At 68.4% G+C, this 25,707-nt stretch carries 21 protein-coding genes; 11 read left to right on the top strand and 10 right to left on the bottom strand.

The genetic code is table 11. From position 1 onward, the window contains the following. Positions 1 to 204 precede the first annotated feature (204 nt). A complete protein-coding gene (locus tag BN976_RS07865) occupies positions 205 to 3,078 on the top strand; it encodes an MMPL/RND family transporter (RefSeq protein WP_036369774.1) in 2,874 nt (957 codons plus the stop codon). 15 nt (positions 3,079 to 3,093) lie between these two features. On the opposite strand, the gene BN976_RS07860 is transcribed toward BN976_RS07865, so the two are convergent. Then, the gene (locus tag BN976_RS07860; protein ID WP_036369772.1) at positions 3,094 to 3,738 is read right to left on the bottom strand and encodes an SDR family oxidoreductase; all 645 of its coding nucleotides are present in this window, start codon (positions 3,736 to 3,738) and stop codon (positions 3,094 to 3,096) included. Positions 3,739 to 3,852: 114 nt separating this feature from the next. Further along, the gene (locus BN976_RS07855; protein ID WP_036369771.1) at positions 3,853 to 4,599 is read right to left on the bottom strand and encodes an SDR family NAD(P)-dependent oxidoreductase; all 747 of its coding nucleotides are present in this window, start codon (positions 4,597 to 4,599) and stop codon (positions 3,853 to 3,855) included. A gap of 125 nt (positions 4,600 to 4,724) precedes the next feature. On the opposite strand from BN976_RS07855, the gene BN976_RS07850 reads away from it, so the two are divergent. Next, positions 4,725 to 5,333 (top strand): TetR/AcrR family transcriptional regulator, encoded by a 609-nt coding sequence (locus tag BN976_RS07850; RefSeq protein ID WP_036369770.1) that lies wholly within the window; start codon positions 4,725 to 4,727, stop codon positions 5,331 to 5,333. A 3-nt stretch (positions 5,334 to 5,336) separates the two neighbouring features. Here the strand turns inward: BN976_RS07850 and BN976_RS07845 are convergent, their stop codons facing one another. After that, a complete protein-coding gene (locus BN976_RS07845) occupies positions 5,337 to 5,810 on the bottom strand; it encodes a gamma-glutamylcyclotransferase family protein (protein WP_011778872.1) in 474 nt (157 codons plus the stop codon). 84 nt (positions 5,811 to 5,894) lie between these two features. On the opposite strand from BN976_RS07845, the gene BN976_RS07840 reads away from it, so the two are divergent. From BN976_RS07840 to BN976_RS07830, 3 genes are all read left to right on the top strand, one after another. Next, complete coding sequence (locus BN976_RS07840; protein WP_036369760.1) at positions 5,895 to 7,310, top strand: NAD(P)H-quinone dehydrogenase; 1,416 nt, start codon at positions 5,895 to 5,897, stop codon at positions 7,308 to 7,310. 179 nt (positions 7,311 to 7,489) lie between these two features. Continuing rightward, positions 7,490 to 9,247, top strand: a complete 1,758-nt coding sequence (locus BN976_RS07835) for a glycerol-3-phosphate dehydrogenase/oxidase (RefSeq protein WP_011778874.1) — start codon at positions 7,490 to 7,492, stop codon at positions 9,245 to 9,247. Beyond that, positions 9,244 to 10,101, top strand: coding sequence for a pseudouridine synthase (locus BN976_RS07830; protein ID WP_011778875.1), 858 nt, complete (start codon positions 9,244 to 9,246; stop codon positions 10,099 to 10,101). Before BN976_RS07835 ends, BN976_RS07830 begins: the two co-directional genes overlap by 4 nt. Positions 10,102 to 10,663: 562 nt before the next feature. Here the strand turns inward: BN976_RS07830 and BN976_RS07825 are convergent. Next, the gene (locus BN976_RS07825; RefSeq protein ID WP_011778876.1) at positions 10,664 to 11,050 is read right to left on the bottom strand and encodes a type II toxin-antitoxin system death-on-curing family toxin; all 387 of its coding nucleotides are present in this window, start codon (positions 11,048 to 11,050) and stop codon (positions 10,664 to 10,666) included. Beyond that, complete coding sequence (locus BN976_RS07820; protein ID WP_036369753.1) at positions 11,047 to 11,244, bottom strand: hypothetical protein; 198 nt, start codon at positions 11,242 to 11,244, stop codon at positions 11,047 to 11,049. The genes BN976_RS07825 and BN976_RS07820 overlap by 4 nt, the downstream gene beginning before the upstream one ends. A gap of 242 nt (positions 11,245 to 11,486) precedes the next feature. On the opposite strand from BN976_RS07820, the gene BN976_RS32510 reads away from it, so the two are divergent. Together BN976_RS32510 and BN976_RS07810 are read left to right on the top strand one after the other, a co-directional pair. Then, on the top strand, positions 11,487 to 11,804 hold the full coding sequence (locus BN976_RS32510) for a hypothetical protein (RefSeq protein ID WP_409366011.1): 318 nt from the start codon (positions 11,487 to 11,489) through the stop codon (positions 11,802 to 11,804). Beyond that, positions 11,804 to 12,574, top strand: coding sequence for an SDR family NAD(P)-dependent oxidoreductase (locus tag BN976_RS07810; protein WP_036369747.1), 771 nt, complete (start codon positions 11,804 to 11,806; stop codon positions 12,572 to 12,574). The genes BN976_RS32510 and BN976_RS07810 overlap by 1 nt, the downstream gene beginning before the upstream one ends. A gap of 78 nt (positions 12,575 to 12,652) precedes the next feature. Here the strand turns inward: BN976_RS07810 and BN976_RS07805 are convergent, their stop codons facing one another. Beyond that, entirely contained in the window at positions 12,653 to 13,432 is a 780-nt protein-coding gene (locus tag BN976_RS07805; RefSeq protein WP_011778879.1) for an enoyl-CoA hydratase/isomerase family protein, read from the bottom strand. A 10-nt stretch (positions 13,433 to 13,442) separates the two neighbouring features. Continuing rightward, positions 13,443 to 14,111: a TetR family transcriptional regulator gene (locus BN976_RS07800; RefSeq protein WP_011778880.1), complete on the bottom strand. Its 669-nt coding sequence runs from the start codon at positions 14,109 to 14,111 to the stop codon at positions 13,443 to 13,445. 69 nt (positions 14,112 to 14,180) lie between these two features. On the opposite strand from BN976_RS07800, the gene BN976_RS07795 reads away from it, so the two are divergent. From BN976_RS07795 to BN976_RS07785, 3 genes are all read left to right on the top strand, one after another. Beyond that, complete coding sequence (locus tag BN976_RS07795) at positions 14,181 to 15,221, top strand: ferredoxin reductase (protein WP_036369745.1); 1,041 nt, start codon at positions 14,181 to 14,183, stop codon at positions 15,219 to 15,221. Positions 15,222 to 15,318: 97 nt separating this feature from the next. After that, a complete protein-coding gene (locus BN976_RS07790; RefSeq protein WP_011778882.1) occupies positions 15,319 to 16,452 on the top strand; it encodes a fatty acid desaturase family protein in 1,134 nt (377 codons plus the stop codon). Between the two features lie 146 nt (positions 16,453 to 16,598). Continuing rightward, positions 16,599 to 17,024: an MTB12 C-terminal domain-containing protein gene (locus BN976_RS07785; RefSeq protein ID WP_011778883.1), complete on the top strand. Its 426-nt coding sequence runs from the start codon at positions 16,599 to 16,601 to the stop codon at positions 17,022 to 17,024. Between the two features lie 30 nt (positions 17,025 to 17,054). Here the strand turns inward: BN976_RS07785 and BN976_RS07780 are convergent, their stop codons facing one another. From BN976_RS07780 to BN976_RS07770, 3 genes are all read right to left on the bottom strand, one after another. Continuing rightward, complete coding sequence (locus tag BN976_RS07780) at positions 17,055 to 17,978, bottom strand: type IV toxin-antitoxin system AbiEi family antitoxin (RefSeq protein ID WP_011778884.1); 924 nt, start codon at positions 17,976 to 17,978, stop codon at positions 17,055 to 17,057. Positions 17,979 to 18,116: 138 nt separating this feature from the next. Next, entirely contained in the window at positions 18,117 to 18,869 is a 753-nt protein-coding gene (nei2, locus tag BN976_RS07775) for an endonuclease VIII Nei2 (protein ID WP_036369741.1), read from the bottom strand. Continuing rightward, complete coding sequence (locus BN976_RS07770; protein WP_109489584.1) at positions 18,869 to 23,407, bottom strand: ATP-dependent helicase; 4,539 nt, start codon at positions 23,405 to 23,407, stop codon at positions 18,869 to 18,871. The genes nei2 and BN976_RS07770 overlap by 1 nt, the downstream gene beginning before the upstream one ends. A 78-nt stretch (positions 23,408 to 23,485) precedes the next feature. On the opposite strand from BN976_RS07770, the gene BN976_RS07765 reads away from it, so the two are divergent. Then, positions 23,486 to 25,705: a winged helix-turn-helix domain-containing protein gene (locus BN976_RS07765; protein WP_235622007.1), complete on the top strand. Its 2,220-nt coding sequence runs from the start codon at positions 23,486 to 23,488 to the stop codon at positions 25,703 to 25,705. The last annotated feature ends 2 nt before the right edge of the window (positions 25,706 to 25,707 follow it).

Here is a 25,707-nt window from a genome sequence, read left to right as displayed (position 1 = left end):
CCCCCTTCCCGACCCGCGGAACTGTATCCCAGATCACTCTGGGGCTCGATCCGGCACCACGCCACTAGTTAGCCGATCGGCTTGGAATTAGTTAGCCGATTGGTTAGTCTAGCTCGGTAGTCCGGATCATCCCTGTCGAACGCGGCTGTGCCGTACCGACTTTCGAGTGAACCCTCTGGAGGAGCCGACGGTGGACGGGGTTCGATGAGCCGCTTGCGCGAAGAGGATCAATTCAAGCCGCACTTCTACGGCATCGCCCGGATCATCCGCCGCGCATCCATCCCGATCATCCTGATCTGGATCGCCCTCGCCGCGTTCCTGAACATCTCGGTGCCGCAACTCGAAGAGGTCGGCAAGCAGCGGTCGGTGTCGATGAGCCCCGACGACGCGCCCGCGGTCATCTCGATGGAACACATCGGCGAGGTGTTCGAGGAGTACGAGTCCAACAGCTCGGTGATGATCGTGCTGGAGGGGGAGCAGCCCCTCGGCGACGACACCCGCCGCTATTACGCCGACCTGATCAGCGGGCTCGAAGCCGACACCACCCACGTCGAGCACGTCCAGGATCTCTGGAGCGACCCGCTGACCGCCGCCGGCGCCCAGAGTGCCGACGGCAAGTCCACCTACTTCCAGGTTTATCTCGCGGGCAACCAGGGTGAGGCGCTGGCCAACGAGTCGGTGCGCGCCGTCCAGGACCTGGTGGCCGAGAGCCAGCCTCCCGCGGGGGTGAAGGCGTTCGTCACCGGCGCGTCGGCGCTGGCGGCCGAGCAGGAGGAGGCCGGACATACCAGCATGCGGTTCGTCGAGGCGCTGACGTTCCTGGTCATCACGATCATGCTGGTGCTGTTCTTCCGCTCCATCGTCACCACGCTGCTGATCCTGGTGATGGTCGGGTTGAGCCTGATGACCGTGCGCGGTGCGGTGGCGTTCCTCGGCTTCCACGACATCATCGGGCTCTCGACGTTCGCGACCAGCCTGTTGGTGACGCTGGCCATCGCGATCGCGGTGGACTACGCGATCTTCCTGGTGGGCCGCTATCAGGAGGCCAAGGGCAAGGGGGCCACCGCCGAAGAGGCGTACTTCACCATGTTCGGTGGCAACGCGCACGTCATCGTCGGGTCCGGCCTGACCATCGCCGGTGCGACGTTCTGCCTGAGCTTCACCCGGCTGCCGTACTTCCAGAGCCTGGGTGTGCCGCTCGCGCTGGGCATGCTCGTGTTGATCGCGGTGGCGATGACGTTCGGGCCGGCCATGGTCACCATCGCAAGCAAGTTCGGGCTGCTGGAGCCCAAGCGCGCGATGCGGGTCCGCGGCTGGCGCAAGATCGGTGCGGTCACCGTGCGATGGCCCGGCGCGATCCTGGTGGCCAGCGTGGCGGTGTCACTGATCGGGCTGCTCGCCCTGCCCGGCTACCAGACCAGCTACAACGACCGCAATTACCTGCCCAACGACATCCAGTCCAACGTCGGCTACGCCGCGGCCGAGCGGCACTTCTCCCCGGCGCGCCTCAACCCTGAGGTGCTGATGGTCGAGACCGACCACGATCTACGCAACCCGGCCGACTTCATCGTCATCGAGAAGATCGCCAAGGCGCTGTTCACGGTGGAGGGCATCGGTCGGGTGCAGACCATCACCCGACCGGACGGCACACCGATCGAGAGCACCTCGATCCCGTACATCATGAGCAGGCAGAGCACCACCCAGCAGCTCAACGAGAAGTACATGCTCGACCGCATGGACGACATGCAGGTCCAGGCCGAGTCTCTGCAGACCACCATCGACACGATGGAGAAGATGCAGGCCCTGATGTCCCAGATGTCCGAGATCACCAACAGCATGGTCGCCAAGACCAAGACGATGGCCGTCGACATCACCGAATTGCGGGACCACATCGCCGATCTCGACGACTTCGTCCGGCCGATCCGCAACTACTTCTACTGGGAACCGCACTGCTACAACATCCCGGTGTGTCACTCGATGCGGTCGCTGTTCGACCTGATCGACGGTACGAACCTGCTGACCGACAACGTGCAGGACCTGGTCCCGGACCTGGAACGGATGGCCGCGATCATGCCCGAGTTGATCGCGCTGATGCCGCAGCAGATCGAGACGATGAAGTCGCAGCGCGAGATGATGCTGACCCAGTTCCAGACCCAGAAAGGACAGCTGGAGGCCGCGGCCGAGATGCAGGTGGACGCGGGCGCGATGGGCGACGCGTTCAATGACGCGTGGAACGCCGATTCGTTCTATCTGCCGCCCGAGGCCTTCGAGAACGCCGACTTCCAAAGCGGCATCGAACAATTCATCTCGCCCAACGGACATGCGGTGCGGTTCATCATCGCGCACGAGGGCGATCCGCTGTCGCCCGCCGGGGTGGAGAAGATCGACAAACTCAAGACCGCGGCGAAGGAGGCCGTCAAGGGCACACCGCTGGAGGGTTCGAAGATCTATCTCGGCGGCACCGCGGCCACGTTCAAGGACATGGCCGACGGCACCCGGTACGACCTGCTGATCGCCGGAATCGCCGCTGTCGGACTGATTTTCATCATCATGCTGATTCTGACGCGGGCCATCGTGGCGGCCGCGGTGATCGTCGGCACGGTGGTGCTGTCGCTGGGCGCGTCGTTCGGTCTCTCGGTGCTCGTGTGGCAGCACCTGGTGGGCATCGAACTGCACTGGATGGTGTTGCCGATGGCGGTGATCATCCTGCTGGCGGTCGGCGCGGACTACAACCTGCTGGTGGTGTCGCGGCTCAAGGAGGAGGTCGGCGCGGGTCTGCACACCGGTCTGATCCGCACGATGGGCGGCAGCGGGTCGGTGGTCACCGCGGCCGGGATGGTGTTCGCGCTGACGATGATGACGATGGCGGTCAGCGACCTGACGATCATCGGTCAGGTGGGCACCACGATCGGAATGGGCCTGATCTTCGACACCCTGGTGATCCGGTCGTTCATGACGCCGTCGATCGCGGCGCTGCTGGGCCGCTGGTTCTGGTGGCCGCAGCAGATCCGCACCCGGCCCGCCCCGTCGCCGTGGCCCGCTCCGTCGGCGCGCGTCGCCGACGACACCGGCCGGTAGGCCGGCGACCGCGACTCAGGCGGTCATCAGATGGGCGGCGCCGCCCACGTACACGATCCCGACCGGCTGCGCGGTCGTCGCCGCGTTGACGACGGCCGGCGCCGTGACGGTCTCGCTGGTCATCTCCGCGGAGACGACCGTGAAACCGATGCCGGCATGCGCCAACTCCGATCGCATTGCGTAGAGCGCGGTTTCGGCGGCCCGCTGGCTCGCCGCGACACCGGCGTAGCCCTTCGGCACCGCCTTGTCGGGATAGAAATGCGCCTGGTGGCTGGTGACGAACACGATCCGGGCGCCGGTGGGCATCAATGGCATCGCCCGGGTCGCCAGGCGTCTGTGGACGTCCCCGTTGATCCGCACGGCGTCGTGGGGGTCGTCGCCGGATGCGTTCAGGATGAGCGCGTCGAGCCGGCCGAAGCGCGCCCGGATGGTCTCGATCATGGCCGCGACGGCGAACTCGTCGTGCACGTCGGCGGCGATCGTCGAGGCGTGCCCGCCCGCGTCGCGGATGGCCTGCGCGACGGCCTCGGCCCGCTCGGGTCTCCCACAGTGGTTGACGATGACGTGAGTGTCGGCGCCGGCGATGCGCCGGGCGACGTCGGCGCCGACGCCGCGCGATGCGCCGGTGACAAGGATGATCCGCTCGGGTGACTGAAGCATGCGGGTTCCTTCCGTTGCGACAACCGCGTGTGAGCCACCCTACACCTACTTTAAGAGGACAGTAAGAAAAATAAGGTCACGGTGAGGCAGTGAATTGGTCGCTGAGCGGCCACGTCAGACCTGGTGCTCGCCACCGTCGATGTCGAGATTCGCGCCGTAGATGAAGCTGCTGTCGGCCGACGCCAGGAAGGCCACCGCGGCCGCGACCTCTTCGGGGCGGCCCAGCCGGCCGATCGGAACCCCCTTGACCAGCTCGGCCTTGAACGCCGAGGCCACCTCGGGGTCGACGACCTTGTCGACCGCGGGGGTGTCGATCGCACCCGGCGAGACCGTGTTGACCCGGATTCCCCGGTCCTTGAGCTCGTTGGCCCAGGTCCGCGCGAGCGAGCGGACCGCGGCCTTCGACGCCGAGTACAGCCCGAAGTTCTCCCACCCGTCGTCGGCGCGGATGGACGAGTTGACGATGACGGACGCACCGTCGTTGAGAAGGGGCGCCGCCTTCTGCACGGTGAGCCACGTTCCACGCACGTTGACGTCGAAGTTCTGCTCGTAGTCCGCCTCGGTGGCCTGGGCCAGGGGTCCCAGCACCGCCAACCCTGCATTCGCGAAAAGCACGTCGAGGCCCCTGCCGCGAGCCCGGACGGCGTCGTAGAGCCGATCCAGGTCGGCGGCTCGCGCGATGTCGCCCACCACGGCGGTGGCCGCGGAGCCGAGCGACGCGGCGGCGGCGTCCAGGGCGGGCTTCTTCCGGCCGGTGATGAAGACGTGGGCGCCTTCGTCGGCAAGTCGTTGTGCGGCAGCCAGTCCGATGCCGGAGCTGGCGCCCGTGACGACGGCGGTCTTGCCCTCCAGTGTTCCCATCGGATGCCCTTTCGTCATTCAGTATCGATCGGTACATAAGTACCGTAGCACTTCTGAACCGATCGGTACTGAACTCGCTTCAGTTTCCCTACCGATCGGTGCAGAAGGGGTACGATCGTGGCGAAATGGGATCGCCCGGAACGTCTTCGATCGGCCGGCCGAGGAGCTTCGATACCGACGAAGCTCTCGAGCGGGCCATGGTGGTGTTCTGGGCCCACGGCTACGAGGGTGCCTCGCTCACCGACCTGACCGAGGCCATGGGCATCACCCGGACCAGCATGTACGCCGCGTTCGGCAACAAAGAGGAGCTATTCCGGGCCGCGCTGACGCGTTACCTCGAGGGGCCGGGTGGCTATCTCAGCCGGGCGCTCGAGGAGTCGACGGCCCGCGAGGTGGCCGAGGCGTTCCTGCGCGGCAGTGTGCGGGCCACCACCCGCCCCGAAGGCCCGGCAGGGTGCCTTGTCGTGCAGGGTTCACTGGCCGCGAGCGATGCCGGGCAACCCGTGCGCGATGCGCTGATCGCGTGCCGGGAAGAGGCGGTGTCACGTCTGCGCGAGCGTTTCCGCAGGGCGGTCAAGGACGGTGACCTGCCGCCGGGAACCGATCCCGGTCTGCTCGCCCGCTACCTCATGACCGTCGGCAACGGAATCGCGGTCCAGGCCGCCAGCGGGGTCGCCCGCAGGGAACTTCAGCGCGTGGCCGATGCGGCCCTGCGGCACTGGCCGCCGGTCTGATCCCTAGGCGCCGGGGCCGACGTTGCCTGCCGGCCGGGTGCGCAGGTCGTGCACGTATTCCGGTGGCGCCCCGGCGATTTCGGCCGCATCGGCCATCACGCCGAGGTACCGCGCCGACGGGATCCCGCCTTCCCACGCGTCGAGCACATACAGCCACGCCAGTACCGGATCGGTATCGGTGTCCGACGACGTGCGCTCCACCCGGCAGCGGATCTTCTTGTGGAAGCCGAGCTCGGAGCCCTCCCAGCGGTCGAGGTTCGCCTCGTCCTCCTTGGTCACGTCGTAGAGCACGACGAACACCTTCGAGTCCGGGTCCTCGACGATGGTGGCCAGCGCGCCCTCCCAGGCGATGTCGGCGCCGCCGAACGTCAGGCGCCACCCGTGCAGCCACCCCGTCCCGGCCATCGGGGAGTGCGGAGCGCGGAGCAGCATCTGCTCGGGATGCATATTCGATCCGTAGGCGGCGTAGATCGGCACGCGAGAAGCTTAATGGCACCGCTGCCATCGGGCGGGACCTGTGCCGGAACACCTCGCCCACGTCGGTGGCCTAGGTTTACAACCGTGGTAACGCGCATCGTGATCATCGGCGGAGGACCAGCGGGGTACGAAGCGGCACTGGTGGCGGCCGGCCTGGGGCGCGACCTCACCCAGGTGACCGTCATCGACTCCGACGGTCTGGGCGGGGCGTGCGTCCTCTATGACTGCGTGCCGTCGAAGACGTTCATCGCCTCCACCGGGGTGCGCACCGAGCTGCGCCGCGCACAGGGCATGGGCTTCGACATCGGCATCGACGACGCCCCGATCTCGCTCCCGAAGATCAACAACCGGGTCAAGACGCTGGCCGCGTCCCAGTCCGCCGACATCGGCAGCCAGCTGCTCAACCAGGGCGTCACGATCATCGGTGGCCGCGGCGAACTCGTCGACGACATCGCCGGCATGGCGCACCACCGGGTCAAGGTCACCACGAGCGACGGCAAGGTCGGCGTGCTCAAGGCCGACGTCGTGCTCATCGCCACCGGCGCCAGCCCGCGCGTTTTGCCCAATGCGGTGCCCGACGGGGAGCGGATCCTGACCTGGCGGCACGTCTACGACCTGGACGAGCTGCCCGAGCACCTGGTCATCGTCGGTTCCGGAGTGACGGGCGCGGAGTTCTGCAACGCCTACACCGAGCTCGGTGTGACGGTGACCGTGGTGGCCAGCCGCGACCAGATCCTGCCGCACGAGGATTCCGACGCCGCCGCCGTGCTCGAGGAGGTGTTCGCCGAGCGCGGTGTGACGCTGGTCAAGAATGCCCGCGCCGACTCGGTGACCCGCACCGAGACGGGGGTCAAGGTCTCCATGGCCGACGGCCGCACGGTCGAGGGCAGCCACGCGTTGATGACGGTCGGGTCGGTGCCCAACACCAAGAACCTGGGCCTGGAGCGGGTCGGCATCACGCTCAACCCCGGCGGCTACATCCCCGTCGACCGGGTGTCGCGCACCCCGGCCCCCGGCGTCTACGCCGCCGGTGACTGCACCGGCCTGCTGCCGCTGGCCTCGGTGGCGGCCATGCAGGGCCGCATCGCGGTGTACCACGCGCTCGGCGAGGGGGTGTCGCCGATCCGGCTGCGCACCGTGGCCTCGGCCACCTTCACCCGTCCCGAGATCGCCGCGGTCGGCATCCCGCAGTCGGCCATCGACGACGGCAGCGTGCCGGCCCGCACCCTGATGCTGCCGCTGAGCACCAACGCCCGCGCCAAGATGAGCCTGCTGCGGCACGGTTTCGTCAAGATCTTCTGCCGGCCGGCGACGGGCGTGGTGATCGGCGGGGTGGTGGTGGCGCCCATCGCGTCGGAGTTGATCCTGCCGATCGCGCTGGCGGTGCAGAACCGCATCTCGGTTTCCGACCTGGCGCAGACGCTGTCGGTGTATCCGTCGCTGTCGGGTTCGATCGTGGAGGCGGCCCGCCGGCTCATGGCGCACGACGATTTGGACTGATCCGGCTGAACCTGACCGCCGAACTCCTCATCGCGGCTCGTTCCTCGCCGCTTGATCGTCGTCCGGCTGAACCTGACTGCCGGACTCCTCAACGCGGCTCGTTCCTCGCCGCTTGATCGTCGTCCGGCTAGCCTGGGAGCTGACAACCCGTACTGACGAGTAACGAGGAGCCGGCCACCGTGGGTCATGTGATCCCCGCTCCAGGCAACGGCCAGACGTTCCTGGGCCCTGATCATCGAGTCCGCGCCTGGCAGCGGCTAGGCAACGAGCAATTCGACGTGATCGTCATCGGCGGCGGCGTCGTAGGTGCGGGCGCGGCGCTCGATGCCGCCACCCGCGGGCTGAAGGTGGCGCTGGTCGAGGCCCGCGATTTCGCCTCGGGGACGTCGAGCCGCAGCAGCAAGATGTTCCACGGCGGCCTGCGTTATCTCGAGCAGCTGGAGTTCGGCCTGGTGCGCGAGGCCCTGCACGAGCGTGAGTTGTCGTTGACGACGCTGGCGCCGCATCTGGTCAAGCCGTTGCCGTTTCTGTTCCCGCTCACCAACCGTGGCTGGGAACGGCCCTACATCGCGGCCGGGATTTTCCTTTACGACCAGCTCGGCGGTGCGAAATCCGTTCCGGCGCAGAAACATCTGACCCGATCCGGGGCGTTGCGGCTGTCGCCGGGACTCAAGCGCAGCTCGCTGATCGGCGGGATCCGCTACTACGACACCGTCGTCGACGACGCCCGCCACACGATGACGGTGGCGCGTACCGCCGCCCATTACAGCGCGGTGGTGCGGACCTCGACGCAGGTGGTGGCGCTGCTGCGGGAAGGCGACCGGGTCACCGGGGTGAGGGTGCGGGACTCCGAGAACGGGGAGGTCACCGAGGTGCGCGGCCATGTCGTGGTCAATGCCACCGGGGTGTGGACCGACGAGATCCAGGCACTGTCCAAGCAGCGCGGCCGTTTTCGGGTGCGCGCCTCCAAAGGGGTGCACATCGTGGTGCCCCGCGACCGGATCGTCAGCGAGGTCGCGATCATCCTGCGCACCGAGAAGTCGGTGCTGTTCGTCATCCCGTGGGGAACGCACTGGATCATCGGCACCACCGACACCGACTGGCACCTCGACCTCGCGCATCCGGCCGCGACGAAGGCTGACATCGACTACATCCTGGGCCATGTCAACAAGGTGCTGGCCACACCGCTGACCCACGACGACATCGACGGCGTGTACGCCGGCCTGCGGCCGCTGCTGGCCGGGGAGAGCGAAGAGACCTCGAAGCTGTCGCGCGAGCACGCCGTCGCGGTGCCCGCTCCGGGCCTGGTGGCGATCGCCGGCGGCAAGTACACCACCTACCGGGTGATGGCCGAAGACGCCATCGACGCCGCTGCGGAGTTCATCCCGACGCGGGTGGCGCCGTCGATCACCGAGCGGGTGCCGCTGATGGGCGCCGACGGATACTTCGCGCTGATCAACCAAACGCAAAGTGTCGGTGCGCATTACGGTCTGCACCCGTACCGGGTGCGGCATCTTTTGGACCGGTACGGGTCGCTGATCGGCGAGGTGCTCAAGCTGGCCAGCGATCTGGCCGCAGTCCGGCCCGACCTCCTCGAGCCGATCACCGACGCCCCGGTGTACCTCAAAGTGGAAGCCGCCTACGCGGCGGCGGCCGAGGGTGCGCTGCACCTGGAGGACATCCTGGCGCGGCGGATGCGGATCTCCATCGAATACCCGCACCGCGGCGTGGACTGTGCCCGCGAAGTCGCCGAAGTCGTTGCACCCCTGCTGGGTTGGAGTGCCGAGGACGTGGATCGCGAGGTCGATACATACCTGGCGCGGGTCGAGGCTGAGGTGTTGTCGCAGACCCAGCCCGACGACGAGTCCGCGGACGCATTGCGGGCGGCCGCGCCGGAGGCGCGCGCCGAGATCCTCGAGCCGGTGCCCCTCAAGTGAGGCGTCCCGCCCCGCTCCCGGTGCGGGACGGCCTGGGGCCGGCGCGGGTGCGGTTGCGGGGCGGCGCGGTGCTCGTCGAGCTGGCCGACCGCTTCGGCGAGGCGGCCGCGGCCAAGGTGCTCAATGGCGAGGTGTTCACCGCTGACGGCGCGGTGGTGACGGCATCGACTGTGCTGCAGCCCAATTCAGTGGTGTATCTGTATCGCGACCTGCCGGACGAGGTTGCGGTGCCGTTCGACGTGCCGGTCCTGCACCGCGACGACAATCTCGTCGTGGTCGACAAGCCGCACTTTCTGGCCACCATGCCGCGCGGCAGCCACGTCGCGCAGACCGCCCTGGTGCGGATGCGCCGCGAACTGGACCTGCCGCAGCTGAGCCCGGCGCACCGCCTGGACCGGTTGACCGCCGGGGTCCTGGTGTTCACCACGCGCCGTGAGGTCCGTGGCGCCTATCAGACGATGTTCGCCCGCGGCGGCGTGAGCAAGACCTACCTGGCGCAGTCGTCGGCGGGTACCGACCGGGATTTCCCGATCACGGTCCGCAGCCGAATCATCAAGCGGCGGGGTACTTTACAGGCGGTCGAAGAGCCGGGGGAGCCGAACGCGGAGACGCTCGTCGAGCGAGTCGACGACCGCACCTACCGACTCATGCCGCGCACCGGGCGCACCCACCAACTGCGCGTCCACATGAACTCACTCGGCCTGCCCATCGCCGGAGACCCCTTGTACCCCAACGTCATCGACGTCGCCGTCGGCGACTTCTCCACGCCGCTGAAGCTGCTGGCGCAGTGTCTGGAATTCACTGATCCGCTGGCGGGAGTCCGCCTGCGGTTCACCAGCGAACGGACGCTGTGAGAGGCAAGTTGTGCGCTCAGATCGCGACTCCCCTCGCCGATCGCTCGATCGCGATCTGAGCGCACACAGACACCGTTGGTAGCGACCTAGCGCTTCCGACTTCGTGCGTCGCTCCGGCGCCCCAGCGCCGCACAGGAAGCAATCTACTTCATTTGTGAAAAGTTCGCTGCGCTATTAGACCCGCTCGCTAAACTGCGCGCTGACTTGGGAAAGCGTGTCGACATCGCCGCGCGACGAATTTGCGTGACGGCTGCGTAACCGGCTAACTACGCCCCGTCGTGCACCACGGTCCGAGCGCTGTGACGATGCGCGGAAACGCGACGCCCTGGTGCATTTGCGGCAAAGGTCAGCGCATTCCGGCAGGGCCACGGGGGTGCGGTGACGAACGCGGCGACGTCGGGTGCAATCAGGTGGTGCGGACGACCGGCGGGGGCGTTGTTCCGAGCCGGCCCGAGGATCGCGGCCCACCCCGCCCCGAAATTGTCGCCCGCGAAACATGTTGCGTGTCACGGCGGGCGTGCCCGGCATTCGAGATGAGCAGAGTGGGCCACCAGCAGGAAGGTCACTGTGCCGGTTTGGCGTAGGAATTGAGCTTATTGGCGACGTAGTCGATTTCGAGATCGCCGTTGATGGCGACGTTGTTCATGAATACTTCGGCGTCGTCGACGTCGAACTCACCCAGTGAGATCCCGTTGATGTGCAGGAAGATCCATGCTGCCGCCCAGGCCATCGGCATGTTCCCGTCCACCAGGGCGTGATTGCGCGCCAATGACTGAAGCAAGGCAGCGGCTTTGGTGAAGTTGTCCGGGTAGGCGTCGAGCCCGAAGACAGTGGCGCGGGGGCGTGCCACGGCAGCGTCAAGTAGGCCGTAGTCGCTGACATGGACGACCTGGCCGACTGCGGCCGATCCTGCTGTCAATACGTCATCGCGATCGAGGTATTCGGTCACGCCAGGCGACGGTTGAGTTCTGCCGATCGCTCGGCGACGATGCGGGCGGCTTCAGCGACACGGCGGCGATGCTCGCTCGCGGCAGAGAGAATGGCTGCGTGTGCGAACGTCCGCAGTGAGACTTCATCGTTGGCGGCCGCTGCGCGGACGGTCGCCAGTTCTTCTTCGGTGAACGAGACATTCAAGGACGGCATGCCGGGATGGTACCGAAAATGGTACTAAGTAAGGTATCAACCTCCCGTCTTCGGAGGCCGGCTGTGACTCGATACTGGCCGGTGTTGGAGGTGTTGGGACCTCCGCCTGCCGGGGCGTCTGGTGAGGCCGCCAGCCCAGGGTGTCGCAGGGTCCGGTCGAGCGTGTTCGGCCAACGGCAAGCCGCATCGACTGCCACAATCACCATGACCTCGGCGGCGAAGGACGCCGCCCGATCAGAGGAGTGGCCTTGCGCAAGAGTTGGCTCGTCGCGTCCGCGGCGGTGGTCCTGGGGGCGTCGGTCCCCGCGCTGACTCCCGCTCCCGCGTACGCGGTGTGCGGGTCCATCAGCGGTGTGAACGTCGACGTCACGGGGTGCGCCGATCCGTTGTACGAGCTCAATGCCGCGCCGCCACCGCCACCGCCACCGCCACCGCCGCCACCGCCGCCGGTGTACGTTCCGCCGCCACCGCCACCGGTGTACGTACCGCCGGTGTACGTGCCGCACGTCAGCGTCTGCGCCGACGTCGGTAGGCGCATCAGTGTGGCCGGTTGCGTCTAGTGGATCGCGCTTCGTTCGACCGGCTGTTCGACATGACCGACCGGACCGTCGTCGTCACCGGCGGCACCCGCGGGATCGGGCTGGCGCTGGCCGAGGGGTATGTACTGGCGGGTGCGCGCGTCGTGGTGGCCAGCCGTAAGGCCGATGCCTGTGAGGAGACGGCCCGGCACCTGCGGGAGCTGGGCGGCTCGGCGATCGGGGTACCCACCCATCTCGGCGAGGTCGACGACCTCGGCGCGCTCGTCGAGCGCACCGTCGCCGAGTTCGGCGGGGTGGATGTGCTGGTCAACAACGCGGCCAATCCGTTGGCGCAGCCGTTCGGGCACATGACCGTCGACGCGCTGACGAAGTCGTTCGAGGTGAATCTGCGCGGCCCGGTGATGCTCGTGCAGGAGGCGCTGCCGCACCTGAAGGCCAGCGAGCATGCCGCGGTGCTGAACATGGTGTCCGTCGGCGCGTTCATCTTCGCGCCGATGTTGTCGATCTACGCGTCGATGAAGGCCGCCATGATGTCGTTCACCCGGTCGATGGCAGCCGAGTTCGTCCATCACGGCATCCGGGTCAACGCGTTGGCGCCCGGACCGGTGGACACCGACATGATGCGCAAGAATCCGCAGGAGGCGATCGACGGGATGGTCGGCGGCACGCTGCTGGGCCGGTTGGCGACCCCTGACGAAATGGTCGGCGCCGCACTGCTTCTGACATCGGATGCCGGAAGCTACATCACCGGCCAGGTCATCATCGCCGACGGCGGCGGCACCCCGCGCTGACCCCCCGTTCTCGCCGAAATTGCATTCCAGCAGCGAAAGTTCGAGTAGACGCCTGCTGGAATGCAATTTCGGCGGGGGTTAGGGCTTGCGTAGGATCTTGGCGGCCGCCTCGCGCATCTCGCCGCTGGTCGACGCCAGGATCTGGCTGCGGTTCTCCAGATGCAGCGCGGCCTCCAGGCTGGACGCTTCGAGGTTGGCCCACAGCACCTGCTTGGTCGACTCGACGCCGAATTTGCCGAAACCGCACAGTGTTTCAGCGACGGCCAACGCCTCATCCAGTGCCGAATCCGCGACTCGTGACACCAGGCCGAGCCGCAACGCCTCGTCGGCGTCGACCGCGCGTGCGGTCAGGATCATGTCGAACGCCGGCCCGGCGCCGAGGATGCGCGGCAGGGTGTAGCTGACCCCGATGTCGCAGCCGCCGAGGCCGAGCTTGATGAACTGCGTGCAGAACCGCGCCGACGGCGACGCGACACGGATGTCGCACGCCGCGGCGATACCGAGTCCGCCGCCGTAGGCGACACCGTTGACCGCCGCGATCGCCGGCTGGCGCAGCCGGTGGAGCTTGGCGGTCAGGTCCGCGATGCGTTCCTGCCACCGCATGCCCGAGCGGGGGAACTCGGTGCCGCCGCCCGTCTCCTCGGGGTTGGGCGCGCTCAGGTCGAGCCCGGAGCAGAAGCCGCGCCCGGCACCGGTCAGCACCACCACGCGGCAGGTGTTGTCGGCGGCCACCGCGTCCAGCGCGTCGTGCAGAGTCTCGACCAGCTCGTAGGACAGCGCGTTGAGCTTGTCGGGCCGGTTGAGCGTGACCACGGTGATCTCGGGAAGGGGTCGGGTGACTTCGACGACGGACGACATGCCCGTCACGTTAACTGCTGCGCCAGCCCGCCACGCCGACGGTGATCATCCGCAGTTGTTTGATCGCGATCCGGCGGATCTCGGCGATGCTCGCGGGGTCGGTGGCGTCTTCCAATGACTCGGCGATGACGATCATCGAGTTGACGAACACGCTGGCCAGGATGTTGAGGTCCTCGCTGCTCCAGGTGTTCAGGTTGGGGAAGCGCGCCAGGTCGATGGCCAGTTCCGAAGTGATGAGCCGGATTTCGGTGCGGATCGCGTACCGCAGCACCGTGACGCCCGTCGAGCGTTCCCGGCCGATGAAGCGCCAGTGCTCGCGACGCTGCTGGACACTGTCGATGAGGATGTCGACCGAGGATTCGATCACCCGGTTCGGGTCCAGCTTTCCGGCCCGGGCGCCGCGCAGCATCTCGCGCAGGGCGCGGAACGACTCGTCGATCAGGACGAGGCCGAGCGCTTCCATCGATTCGAAGTGCCGGTAGAACGCCGCCGGCACGATGCCGGCCTCGCGGGTGACTTCGCGCAGGCTCAACCCGCTGAAACTGCGTTCGGCGAGCAGGCTCAGCGCCGCCGCGACGATCGCGCGGCGGGTGGCCTCCTTGCGTTCCTCTCGCGACAGCGTGTCCTTCTCCCGCGATCGGGAGCGGCCCGAGCGTGAGCTGGGCGTACGACTGTTCACTGTGTGAAACCTACCACAGCCTGCGGCGATCTCTTGACCTGCAGGGCGGTAGGCGCGCACGGTGTACATATGTTCACTGAAACTTTGACCAAGGTGCGGCGGTCCGCCCTGCTGGACCTGCTGACCGGTCCGCACGGCGTCGACCGCTACACCGAGCTGGTCGACCCGACCTGGACGCGCGGGCAGGCCCGCGCCCGGGTCGTCGGGGTGCGGCGCAGCACGCCGCGCAGCGTGACGCTGACGCTGGCGCCCAACCGGGCGTTCGCCGGGTTCCGCGCCGGTCAGCACGTCAACGTCTCCGTCGACATCGACGGCCGCCGCCGCACCCGGCCCTATTCGCCGGCCAACGCCGACACCGACCCGTACCTGGAGTTGACGATCGGCCGCCATGACGGCGGCCTGGTGTCCACCTACCTGTTCGAGCGCGCGCGGGTCGGCATGGTCGTCGGCCTGGACTCGGTGGCCGGGGATTTCACTCTGCCGGCCATTCCCGGACCCACCCTGTTCGTGTCGGGAGGCAGCGGCATCACCCCGGTGATGTCGATGCTGCGCACGCTGCGGGCACGCCGGCACGCCGGTGAGGTGGTGTTCGTCCACTACGCGCGGTCGGCCCAGGAGGCGTGCTACCGCGACGAGCTCGCCGGCATCGCCAGCGAGATGCCGAATGTGACTGTGCTGCATGGCTACACCCGCGACACCACCGGCTCCGACCTGCCCCCGCGATTCGAGCGAGCTGGGATCGAACCGCAGGCGGTCTACGTGTGCGGGCCGCCGGCGCTCGTCGATGCCGTCCGAGAGGTCTACCCGGACGCGGCGTCGGAGAGCTTCGTGCCACCGGTGCTCAGCGGTGAATCATCCGGTGGCCGTGTCACTTTCACCGAAAGCGGCGTCGACGTCGTCGACGACGGCCGACCGCTGCTCAACCAGGCCGAGGACGCGGGCCTGACCCCGGAGAGCGGCTGCCGGATGGGCATCTGCTTCTCCTGCACGCGCCGCAAGACCAGTGGCGCGGTGCGCAACGTCATCACCGGCGTGGTCTCCTCGACCGAGGAGGAAGACGTGCAGATCTGCGTGTCCGCACCGGTGGGCGACGTCGATGTCGCCCTATAACCGCCGAAATCGCATTCCACGCGTGCCAAGTCGTCGAATCGTCGCGCTGGATGCAATCTCGGCGACCGACCGACCGACACACCGAGAGAGGGAGATCATGACCGAAGTCCTGGAAACCCCGACCACCCCGACCCAACAAACCACCCCGACGCAACAGACCATCACCAAGACGGTGGCAGGCAAGACCGTCACCCTGACCCCCGAGCAGGCCGAGGCGTTCGGCCGGGAACTCGACGCGCTCAAAGACAGCGTGATCGCCGACCTCGGCGAACGCGATGCCACCTACATCCGGAAGATGATCAAGGCGCAGCGCGGACTTGAGATCGGTGGCCGGGCACTGCTCTTCGGTGGCATCTTCCCGCCGTTCTGGCTTGCGGGCACGGCGATGCTCGGCCTGAGCAAGATCATCGACAACATGGAGATCGGCCACAACGTCATGCACGGCCAGTACGACTGGATGGGCGATCCGGCGATCTCCAGCAAGGGCTTCGAGTGGGATACCGCGTGCCCGGCTGACCAGTGGCGTCACTCGCACAACTACATGCACCACACGTATACCAACATCGTCGGGCTGGACCGCGACATCGGTTACGGAATCCTGCGTATGAGCTCCGACCAGAAGTGGCGGCCGTACTACCTGGGCAACCCGGTGTACGCGTTTCTGCTGATGGTGCTGTTCCAATACGGAGTGGCGCTGCACGAGATGGAAAGCGAGAAGATCGCCGCCGGTGAGATCACGCTGACGGACAAGCGCGAGATCCTCGAAGGGATCTGGCGCAAGACCAAGCGGCAGACGCTGAAGGATTACGTGGCGTTCCCGCTGCTGGCCGGGCCGTTCGCGCCGTGGGTGTTCGCGGGCAACATGACCGCCAACCTGATGCGCAATGTGTGGGCGTACATGATCATCTTCTGCGGGCACTTCCCGGAAGACGTCCAAGAGTTCTCCATCGAGGAGACCAAGGCCGAGACGCGCGGGCAGTGGTACTTCCGTCAGGTGCTGGGGTCGGCGAACCTGACCGGTGGCAAGCTGTTCCACATCTTGAGCGGCAACCTGAGCTTCCAGATCGAGCACCACCTGTTCCCGGACATCCCGGCCTTCCGGCACGCCGAGATCGCGCCGAAGGTTCAGGAGATCTGCGAGCGCTACGGCGTGCCCTACAACAAGGGCTCCCTGCCGCACCAGTTCGGGACCGTGGTGCGCAAGATCATCAAGTTCGCCCTGCCCTTCTAGTCCGCGAAATTGCATTCCAGCAGGCCGCTACTCGAACTTGTGCTGCCTGGCTGCAATCTCGGCGCCCGGACGTAGGTCTTGTGGCGCGGTCCGCCGCGTGGTGGGGTGTGCGACGGGTCGGATCTCTGTGGGGAAGGAAGCAATTGATGCGTGTTGCGTTGGCGGCGATGTCGGTGGTGGCCGCGGGTGCGTTTGGCGGTATGGGCGTGGCGTCGGCCGAACCGGCGGTGCCGGATGCCGGCCAGCTCACCTCCGAGCTGCGGCAGGTGCTGAACACCGGCGCCCCGGCGAGCGAACGTGCCGCCAAGCTTGCCGGCGGGCAGTCAGCGGTGCCGACCGCCGACAACATCGCCAATCGGCTGAACTCCTATGGCGGCATGGTCAACTGGCAGGTGCAGAACCCGGTGCCCAACGGTGACCGGCTCGACGCGCAGCTCGCGGTGACGATCCCGATCTTCGGCACCAAGACCCACGACATCTACTGGGTGGACCAGGACGGCGCCTGGAAGCTGTCCAACCCGTCAGCCTGCGTGATCGCGACGGACGTCGCAGGCGTCGACTGCACGGTCTAACCACCGCCGAAATTGCATTCCAGCAGGCCGCTACTCGAACTTTTCCTGCCTGGCCGCAATCTCGGCGCGATGTCGCGCCGCGTACGCGTATGACGGGATCTGCACGGTGCCGCGCCAGCCTCGCGCCCGCATCGCCGCGTTGAGCCGGTTGATCACGAGCACGGGGTCGTCTTCCTTGACGACGGCGGTGACGTGCCAGTTGAGTCGTCGCAGCTCGGGCAGGACGCGCCGGTCCTTGAGATACTGCGCACGGCTGGACTGGTGGTGGTCGCCGTCGTATTCGAACGCGACCAGGAAGTCGGGCCAGCCGAAGTCGACAAACCGGACGTGCGCGCCGTTCTCGTCGACCACCTGGATCTGGGTGGCTGGTGTCGGGAATCCGGAGTCGATCACCAGCTTTCGCCACCACGATTCGCGGGGTGACTCGGCGCCGCCGTCGATGTAGGGCAGCAGGGCCTTGAGCCGTGCAACTCCGCGAGCGCCCTTGTACCGCAGGGTGAGTGCCGTCACGTCGTCGATCGAATAGGGCCGCGCGCGCATCAGCGCGTCGAGGCGCCCCAGTGCCTCGTGGTCGGGGCGGAACCGACCAAGGTCGTACGCCGTGCGCGTCGGGGTGGTCACGGGTATGCCGCTCAGTGCCTGCCATTCGTCCGGCGCGATGCGTTCGTTTCGGGCGATGATGCCCGTCGGCGGCCGCGGGCACTTGTAGATCAGCTCTACGTCGATGTCGTCGTCGATCCAGGCCGACCCGTGTAGCGCCGCGGCGGCAAGCCCGGTGAGGATTCCGGCGCGCTGCGAGTACAGCCAGGCGCCTTCAGCGCGATCGCGCAGTGTCGGCGCCGGGACCTTCGGGGCGTGGACGTTGCGATAGATCGGCCGATACCAGCGTTGGAGTTCGTGACGGGTGACGACGCCCGTGGCCACCGCTTCGGTCCCGATGATGATGTTTCCCATGTCGCGATGATCGGCACCGACTCCGACGGATCAGCGCCGCGCGCACGAGTTGTCCACAGGCCCCCGCCGAGATTGCGTTGGCGCAGGGTTCTACTCGAACTTTCGCTGCTGGAATGCAATTTCGGCGGGGATTGGGATTCAGCGTTGGCAGGTGGGGCACCAGTAGGTGACCCGGTCGCCGCCCTTGTCCGTTTCGATCGGGGTGCCACAGCGACGGCAGGGCAGCCCGGCCCGGCCGTACACCCACACGTCCTGGCCGGGGCGGGTGTTTCCGGTGGTGGTGCGGTTCACCCGTAACCTGTTGAGCCACAACATCTGCTGCGCCCGACTCGCGACCCGCACCGGGTCGGCCAGTTCGCCGACGGCGGTGCCGGGCCGCAGTCCGAACACAAAGCACAGTTCGTTGGCGTACACGTTGCCCACTCCGGCCATCACCCGCTGATCCAGCAGCGCCTCGGCCACCGGCCGTGACGGGTCGGCGACGAGATTGGCTGCCGCGACCGGAGCCGACCAGTCGGGGCCGAGCAGGTCGGGTCCCAGATGCGCGACGGCCTCCATGTCGGTGGCGCGGTCGAGGATCTCCAGCACACCGAGGTCGACGCCGGACGCGCGGGACCGCGCCGTCTCCAACACGATGCGGATCTTGTAGGACGGCACCCGAACCCGGCCGATCACCCACGCGCCGTCCATCTTCAGGTGCGAATGGATGCTGGCCTGCCCGACGCGGATGAACAGGTGCTTGCCGCGGCTGAGCACCTCGTCGACCGTCTGTCCGCTCAGATCGACGGCCGCATAGCGGGGGACACGGACATCGCAGCGGGTCAGCTCCCGGCCCTCCAACGCCTCCCGTAGTTTCGCCGCGGTGCGGTAGACGGTGTCGCCCTCGGGCATCAGCGCAGCCGCAACCCGCGGGGCGTGCGCGCGAACCCGACCTGGACCAGCGCCTCGGCCACCGCCGAATCCCGGGCCTCCAGCACCGGCGCCCCGTCGATCCGCTCCACCAGCAATCCCGGAACCCGTTGCCGCGAAACCAGTTCCGCCAGCGACGCGGCCGCGGCATGGCACGTCTCGGCGTCGGCGGTGAAGCTCAGCAGCGACCGGCCGCCGCGTTCGACGAACCACGCCAGCGCACCGTCGACCAGCACCACCAGCGCACCGGCCTTACGGCCGGGACGATGCGCGGTGTCGCCGTCGGGGTCGCGCGAAGGCCACGGGAGCGCGGCGCCGTACGGGTTGGCCGGGTCGGTCGCGGCGAGCGCAACCGCCCGCAGGGTGTGCTGTTGGTCGTCGATGCTGTCGGCGTGACTGCGCAACCGGTCCACCGTGCTCGCGGTGGCGAACTGCGCACCGCCGAGGGATTCGACGAAATAGCCGCGCTGACACCGCCCCGCCTCTTCCATCGTGGTCAGCACCTTGTACATCGACGCGAACCCGCCGGGGATGTTCTCGCCGGCCACCGCACCCTTGGTCAGCACGCCGTGCCGCGCCAGCAGCTGATCGGCCTGGTAGTGCGCCCGCACCGTGGTGTCCACCTCTGCGACCGGAAGCGCCGACCACCGTCCCGCCACGGTGGGGTCGGAATCGCGGTGCGCGCTGAGACTCGACGTGCTCAGGCTGTAGCGGCTCAGCCGGGGCGCGCGACGGTGCCGGTGCGACGGCGTTGCCGACTTGCGGGGGCCCGAACCGCGGGCCCCGGCCAGCAGCGCCCGCACCGGGGCGAACGTGTCACCGCCGACGTATCCAGCCCAGATCAGCTGCCACAACGCCTCTTTCAGCGACTCCGTGCCGACCCCGTCGACGGTGAGCTGGCGGAAGAAGTACGCGCCACCGCCGGCGAGTGCCGCCAGCACGGCGTGGTGGATGTCGGTCAGACCCAGGTCACCATAAGCGGCCAGCGACAGCGGCGCGGTCTCGGCGAGGTGGAAGGCCACCCAGCCGTCGGCGGTCGACAGCGAACCGACGCCCGACCACAGCACCTCGCCGGAAGCCAGCAGCTCGTCGAGCATGCCGGGCTGGTAGTCGCGCACCCGCTGCCCGAAGATCAACGGTTCGACCGCCGACGCCGGCATCGGCACCCCGGCGAGCTGATCGATCACCGCGGCCAGCCCGTCGACCCCCGACACCGCGTCGCCGCCGAGCATCTGCCACGCCGGCAGGAAGCGTCCGAACGCTGCCGTGCTGACCGGCTCGATCTGCGCCCGCAACGCAGCCAGGGAGCGGCGCCGCAGGATGCGCAGCACCTCGGCATCACACCATTGGCCACCGGAATCAGTTGGTGCATCGGTGAACTCGCCGCGGACCAGTTTGCCGTCGACGGCCAGCCGACCCAGCACGTCGGCCGCCACCCGCAGCCCCAGACCGAACCGGGCGGCCGCCTCGGCGGTGGTGAACGGGCCCCTGGTGCGGGCGTACCGCGACAGCAGTTCGCCCAGCGGGTCGACGACCTGCTCCAGGAACGCCATCGGCACGCCGACGGGCACCGCCACGCCGACCCCGTCGCGCAGCCGGCCGATGTCCTCCACTGCGGCCCACCACGACTGCCCGGCGAACGACACCTGCACCGCGCGTTTGGCGCCCAGCAGCCCTTCGAGCCAGCCGCCAACCTCCGAAACCACACACCGCGCGGCGATCTCCTCGGTGGTCAGCGGGCCGAGCAGCCGCAGCAGATCGGCCACCCCTTCGGCGTCGCGGGCCAGCCGCTCAGGTGTCAGGTGCTGCAGCTGCCGCGCGGTGGTGGCGACCACGTCGGCGTCGAGCAGCTCGCGCAGTTCCACCCGGCCGAGCAGCTCGGCGAGCAGCGTCGGATCCAAGGACAGTGCGGCGGCGCGGCGTTCGGCCAGCGGGCTGTCGCCCTCGTACATGAACGCGCCGACGTAGCCGAACAGCAGCGAGGCCGCGAACGGCGACGGAGTCGGGGTCTCGACCTCCAGCAGCCGCACCCGGCGCTGCGCGATGCGGCCCATCAGCGCCGTCAGCGTCGGCACGTCGTAGACGTCCTGCAGGCATTCGCGGACCGCCTCCAGCACGATGGGGAAGTCCGGATAACCCTTTGCGACGTCGAGCAGTTGGGCGGCGCGCTGACGTTGATGCCACAGCGGGGACCGCTTGCCGGGGTGTCGGCGTGGCAGTAGCAGCGCGCGGGCCGCGCACTCCCGGAACCGGGACGCGAACAGCGCCGACGAGCTGACCTCGGCGGTCACCAGCGGCTCGATCTCGTCGGCGTCGAACACGAAGATGTCGGCGCCCGGGGCGGTGTCGTCGGTGTCGGGCAGTCGCACGATGATGCCGTCGTCGGAGGCCGTCGGCTTCTCGTCGATGCCGTAGCGCTCGTAGAGCCGCTTGCCCACCGCCAGCGCCAACGGGCCGTGCACCCGCAGCCCGTAGGGCGAATGCAGGATGACCCGCCAGTCACCGAGCTCGTCACGGAACCGTTCCACCACCAGCGTGGTGTCCGACGGCACCGCCGAGGTCGCCTCCCGCTGCTCGGAGATCAGCTTCCACAGGTTGTCCGTGGCGAACACGTCGAAACCGACTTGTTGGCAACGTGATTCGAAGGCGGGGCGGTCCATCCGGGCCAGCTCGCCGGTGAACGCGCCGATCGCCGCGCCGAGTTCCGCGGGCCGCCCGACCCCGTCGCCGCGCCAGAACGGCAGCCGCGCCGGCTCACCCGGCGCCGGGATCACCAGCACCCGGTCGTGGGTGATCTCGGTGATCCGCCAGCTCGTCGCGCCGAGCGAGATCACGTCGCCGGGTCGGGACTCGTAGACCATCTCCTCGTCGAGTTCCCCCACCCGCGAAGGCTTCTCGGAATCCGCGCTGGACGCCAGGAACACCGTGAACAGGCCGCGGTCGGGGATCGCGCCGCCGGAGGTGACGGCCAACCGCTGCGCGCCGGGCCGTGACGTCAGGGTGCCGGTGTCACGGTCGTAGACGATGCGTGGCCGCAGCTCCGCGAACTCCGTCGACGGGTACTTTCCCGACAGCAGATCCAACGTCGCCTCGAACGCGCTGCGCGGCAGCGTGGCGAACGGGGCGCTGCGCCGCACCGTGTCGAACCACGCGTCGGCATTGATGGGCTCCAGGGCGCAGGCCGCCACGGTGTGCTGCGCCAACACATCCAGTGGATTGGCCGGCACCCGCATGGTCTCGATCTGGCCGGCCAGCATCCGCTGCACGCTGACCGCGCACCCGATCAGGTCGGTGCGGTGCTTCGGGAACAGCACGCCCTGACTGATCTCGCCGACCTGGTGGCCGGCGCGCCCGATCCGCTGCAGCCCACTGGCCACCGACGGCGGGGTCTCCACCTGGATGACCAGGTCGACGGCACCCATGTCGATGCCGAGCTCCAGGCTGGAGGTCGCCACCACAGCTTTGAGTCGTCCGCTTTTCAAAGCCTCCTCGACGTCGGCGCGGGCTTCCTTGCTGACCGAGCCGTGATGGGCGCGGGCCAGCAGCGGCTCGGCGCCGTAGGTCTGCCCGCTGCCCATCAGGTGCGCGGGAGCGCCGCCGGCCACTCCCGGGTTGGCCCCGCCCAGCTCGACGCCCAGGCGTTCGGCGTGAATCTCGTTGAGCCGTGCGGTCAACCGTTCGGCGAGGCGACGCGAGTTGGCGAACACGATCGACGAGTTGTGTGCCTCGACCAGGTCGACGATGCGCTGCTCGACCTCCGGCCAGATCGAGTTGTTTTCCAGGTTCGCCATGTCGGGCACCGGCACCTGCACGGTCAGGTCGAACGTCTTGGCCGCGGGCGGCGCCACGATCGTCGTCGGAGCGGCGCCGGACAGGAACCGCGCCACCTCCTCGGGCGGGCGCACGGTCGCCGACAGCCCGATCCGCTGGGCCCGTTTCGGCAGCATCGCGTCGAGACGCTCCAGCGACACCGCCAGGTGTGCGCCGCGCTTGGTGCCGGCGACGGCGTGCACCTCGTCGACGATCACCGTCTGGACCTGGCTCAACGTTTCCCGCGCGGCCGAGGTCAGCATCAGGAACAGGGACTCGGGGGTGGTGATCAGGATGTCGGGCGGCTTGGTGATCAGCTCCCGGCGCTTGCTGGGCGTGGTGTCGCCGGACCGCACGCCGACGCTGATGGCCGGCGGCTGCTGCCCGGTGCGTTCGGCGATGCGGGAGATGCCGGTCAGCGGGGTGCGCAGGTTGCGTTCGACGTCGACGGCCAGGGCTTTCAGCGGCGAGACGTAGAGCACCCGGGTGCCCCGCTTGGCCGCCGGCTCCCGGGCCAGGCCGTCGATCGCCCACAGGAACGCCGCCAGCGTCTTACCGGACCCCGTCGGCGCGATGACCAGGGTGTTGTCCCCGTCGGCGATGGTGCTCCAGGCCTGCGCCTGGGCGGGGGTCGGCTTCACGAATGTGCCCGTGAACCACTCGCGCGTCAACGCGGAGAAGCGCGACAGCGGGTCGGTCGTGGCGGGCATGCGCTCCATCGTGCCCCTACGCACCGACAAGGGGCCGCGCCCCAGCGCCCGTATGCCGAAAAGGGCACGTCACACCGCATGCTGGCCTACGATCTTGATGTGGTGGCGGGGGACTGGCTGCCGCAGGTTCCTGCCGCGACGATCGGTCGGCCCAGGATCGCCGACCGCGTCGTGCAACGGCCGGGGGTGCTGCGGCGGCTGAAGGCAGCAGGTCATGGCGATCTGGTGGTGATTTCCGCGCCCGCCGGATACGGCAAGACGACGGCGGCGGCGCTGTGGGATTTCGAGGACGACCGCCCGTTCGCCTGGGTGCGGATCGACCATCTCGACAACGACCCCGCCCACCTGTTGCTGCACGTGGCGACGGCCGTCGTCCGGCTCACGGAGACCGACAGCGATCTGCTGCGCTATCTGCGCGGACCGGGACGACCCCCGCTCACCCACCTGGTCCCCGCCGTGGTGCAGGTCCTTGAGGACTGCGGACCGCTGGTACTCGTGCTCGACGACGTGCACAAGCTGTCGGCTCCCGACGCGGTGGCCGCGCTGCAGATGTTGCTCGACGAGGCCCCGGCCACGACAACGTCGGCGCTGCTGGGTCGGCACATGCTGCCGGTGGGGCTGGCAAGACGTCGGCTGCAGCGCACCGTCGTCGAGATCGACCAGGAGGTGCTGCGGCTCTCCGCCGGGGAGGCCGCCGAGGCCCTCGGCTCGGTCAGCGGCCCGCACAGCGACGCGACGGTCGCGGCCGTCGTCGACCTGTGTGAGGGCTGGGCCGCCGGGGTGATCCTGACCGCGATGGCGCTACGGGACGGCACCGCGCTCGAAGCCCTCGCCGGACGCAACAACCTGGTGGTCGACTACGTGGTCGAGGAGGTCATCGACCGGCTCGACGACGACACCGCCACCTTCCTGGTCGAATCGTCGGTGCTCGACCGCTTCACCGCCGAGCAGCTCGACACGGTGCTGGGCCGCAGCGACTCCGCGCACATGCTCGAATCGCTGTCCGGCTCCGGTAATCCGTTCCTTATCGCGCTCGATCACCAACGGGTGTGGTACCGCTATCACCATCTGTTCGGGGACGTGCTCCGCGGCAGGCTGCGCGACTTCGCGCCGGCGCGATTCCGTGAGTTGGCCACGCGTGCAGCGGATCTGCTTGAACGCGACGGTGACATCGACGGTGCCCTGCTGCAGGCGCTGGCCGCCGGGCACCGGGCCCGCGCGGCTGCCCTGGTGGGCCGTGAGGCGGTCCGGCTGGGCTTCGACGGCCGCGCCGGTGTGCTGGCCCGCCGGCTCGCCCTGCTCGACGCGCGCACGTTCGCCGAGCACCCCGACGCGGCGGTGGCGCGCGCCTGGCTCGGTGTCACCACGGCCGACGCCGAGCTGATCCACCGCTCGCTGATGCTCGCCACCCGCAGCGATCACGGGCAGCCGCTGTCGGATGGCACGCCGTCGGTCAAAGTGGCTGTGGCACTCATTAGTTCGCTCGTTGGCGCGGGCGGGGTCAACGACGTCATCCGGCAGGCGGACGTGGTCCGCGTGGCCGGGGACAGACTGGTGAACCCGTGGTGGGGAGCGGCCACCGTGATGAAGGGTGCCGCCGAAGCCATGCGCGGGCAGGTGGCGCGGGCCCGCGTGCTGCTGGAGTCGGCGCTTCCGGTCACCGGTGACCTGCCGGGTTTTCAGGCGGCGGCACTGGCACATCTGGCGTTGCTCGATCTGGGCGCCGGCGACGACGACGGCGCGGTGGCGCGCAGTGAGGCCGCCAGGATGCTGGTGGACAAATACGATCTGTGCGACGTGGTCCCGATGATCGTGGTGTACGCGACGAGCGCGGTGATGGCGGCACGTGTCGGCGACGAGGCGGGCGCCCGGCGCGCGGTGGCGGTGTCGGAGACGCTGTTGGGCCGGTTGGGTCATCTGTCCGCGCGTACAGCGCTTCTGGGTCACGGGCTGCTTGCGTGGACGGCCGCGGTGATCCAGGATTCGGAACTGCTCGGCAGGCATCTGGGCGCGGCGGAACGCACCTGCCACCGCGAGCCCGACGCCGTGGCGTTGGTGCAGCGGGTCGATCGTGTCAAGGCCATGGCGGCGGGCGGTACCCGCCCGCTGACCGCTGCCGAACTGCGCCTGCTGCCGCATCTGGCCGGGCACCTGTCGCTGCAACGGATCGCCGAGGAATTGGTGATCGGCCGCGAGACCGTCAAGAGTCAGGCGACGTCGATCTACCGCAAGCTCGGGGTGTCCTCACGCAGCGAGGCCGTCGCCGAGGCGAAAAGGGTTGGCCTGATTTCTGATTGAGG

This window comes from Mycolicibacterium austroafricanum (assembly GCF_000612725.1).
Lineage (GTDB): Bacteria > Actinomycetota > Actinomycetes > Mycobacteriales > Mycobacteriaceae > Mycobacterium > Mycobacterium austroafricanum.
The sequence above is the reverse complement of the archived record's forward strand: the minus strand, read 5'-3'. Positions and strand labels throughout refer to the sequence as shown.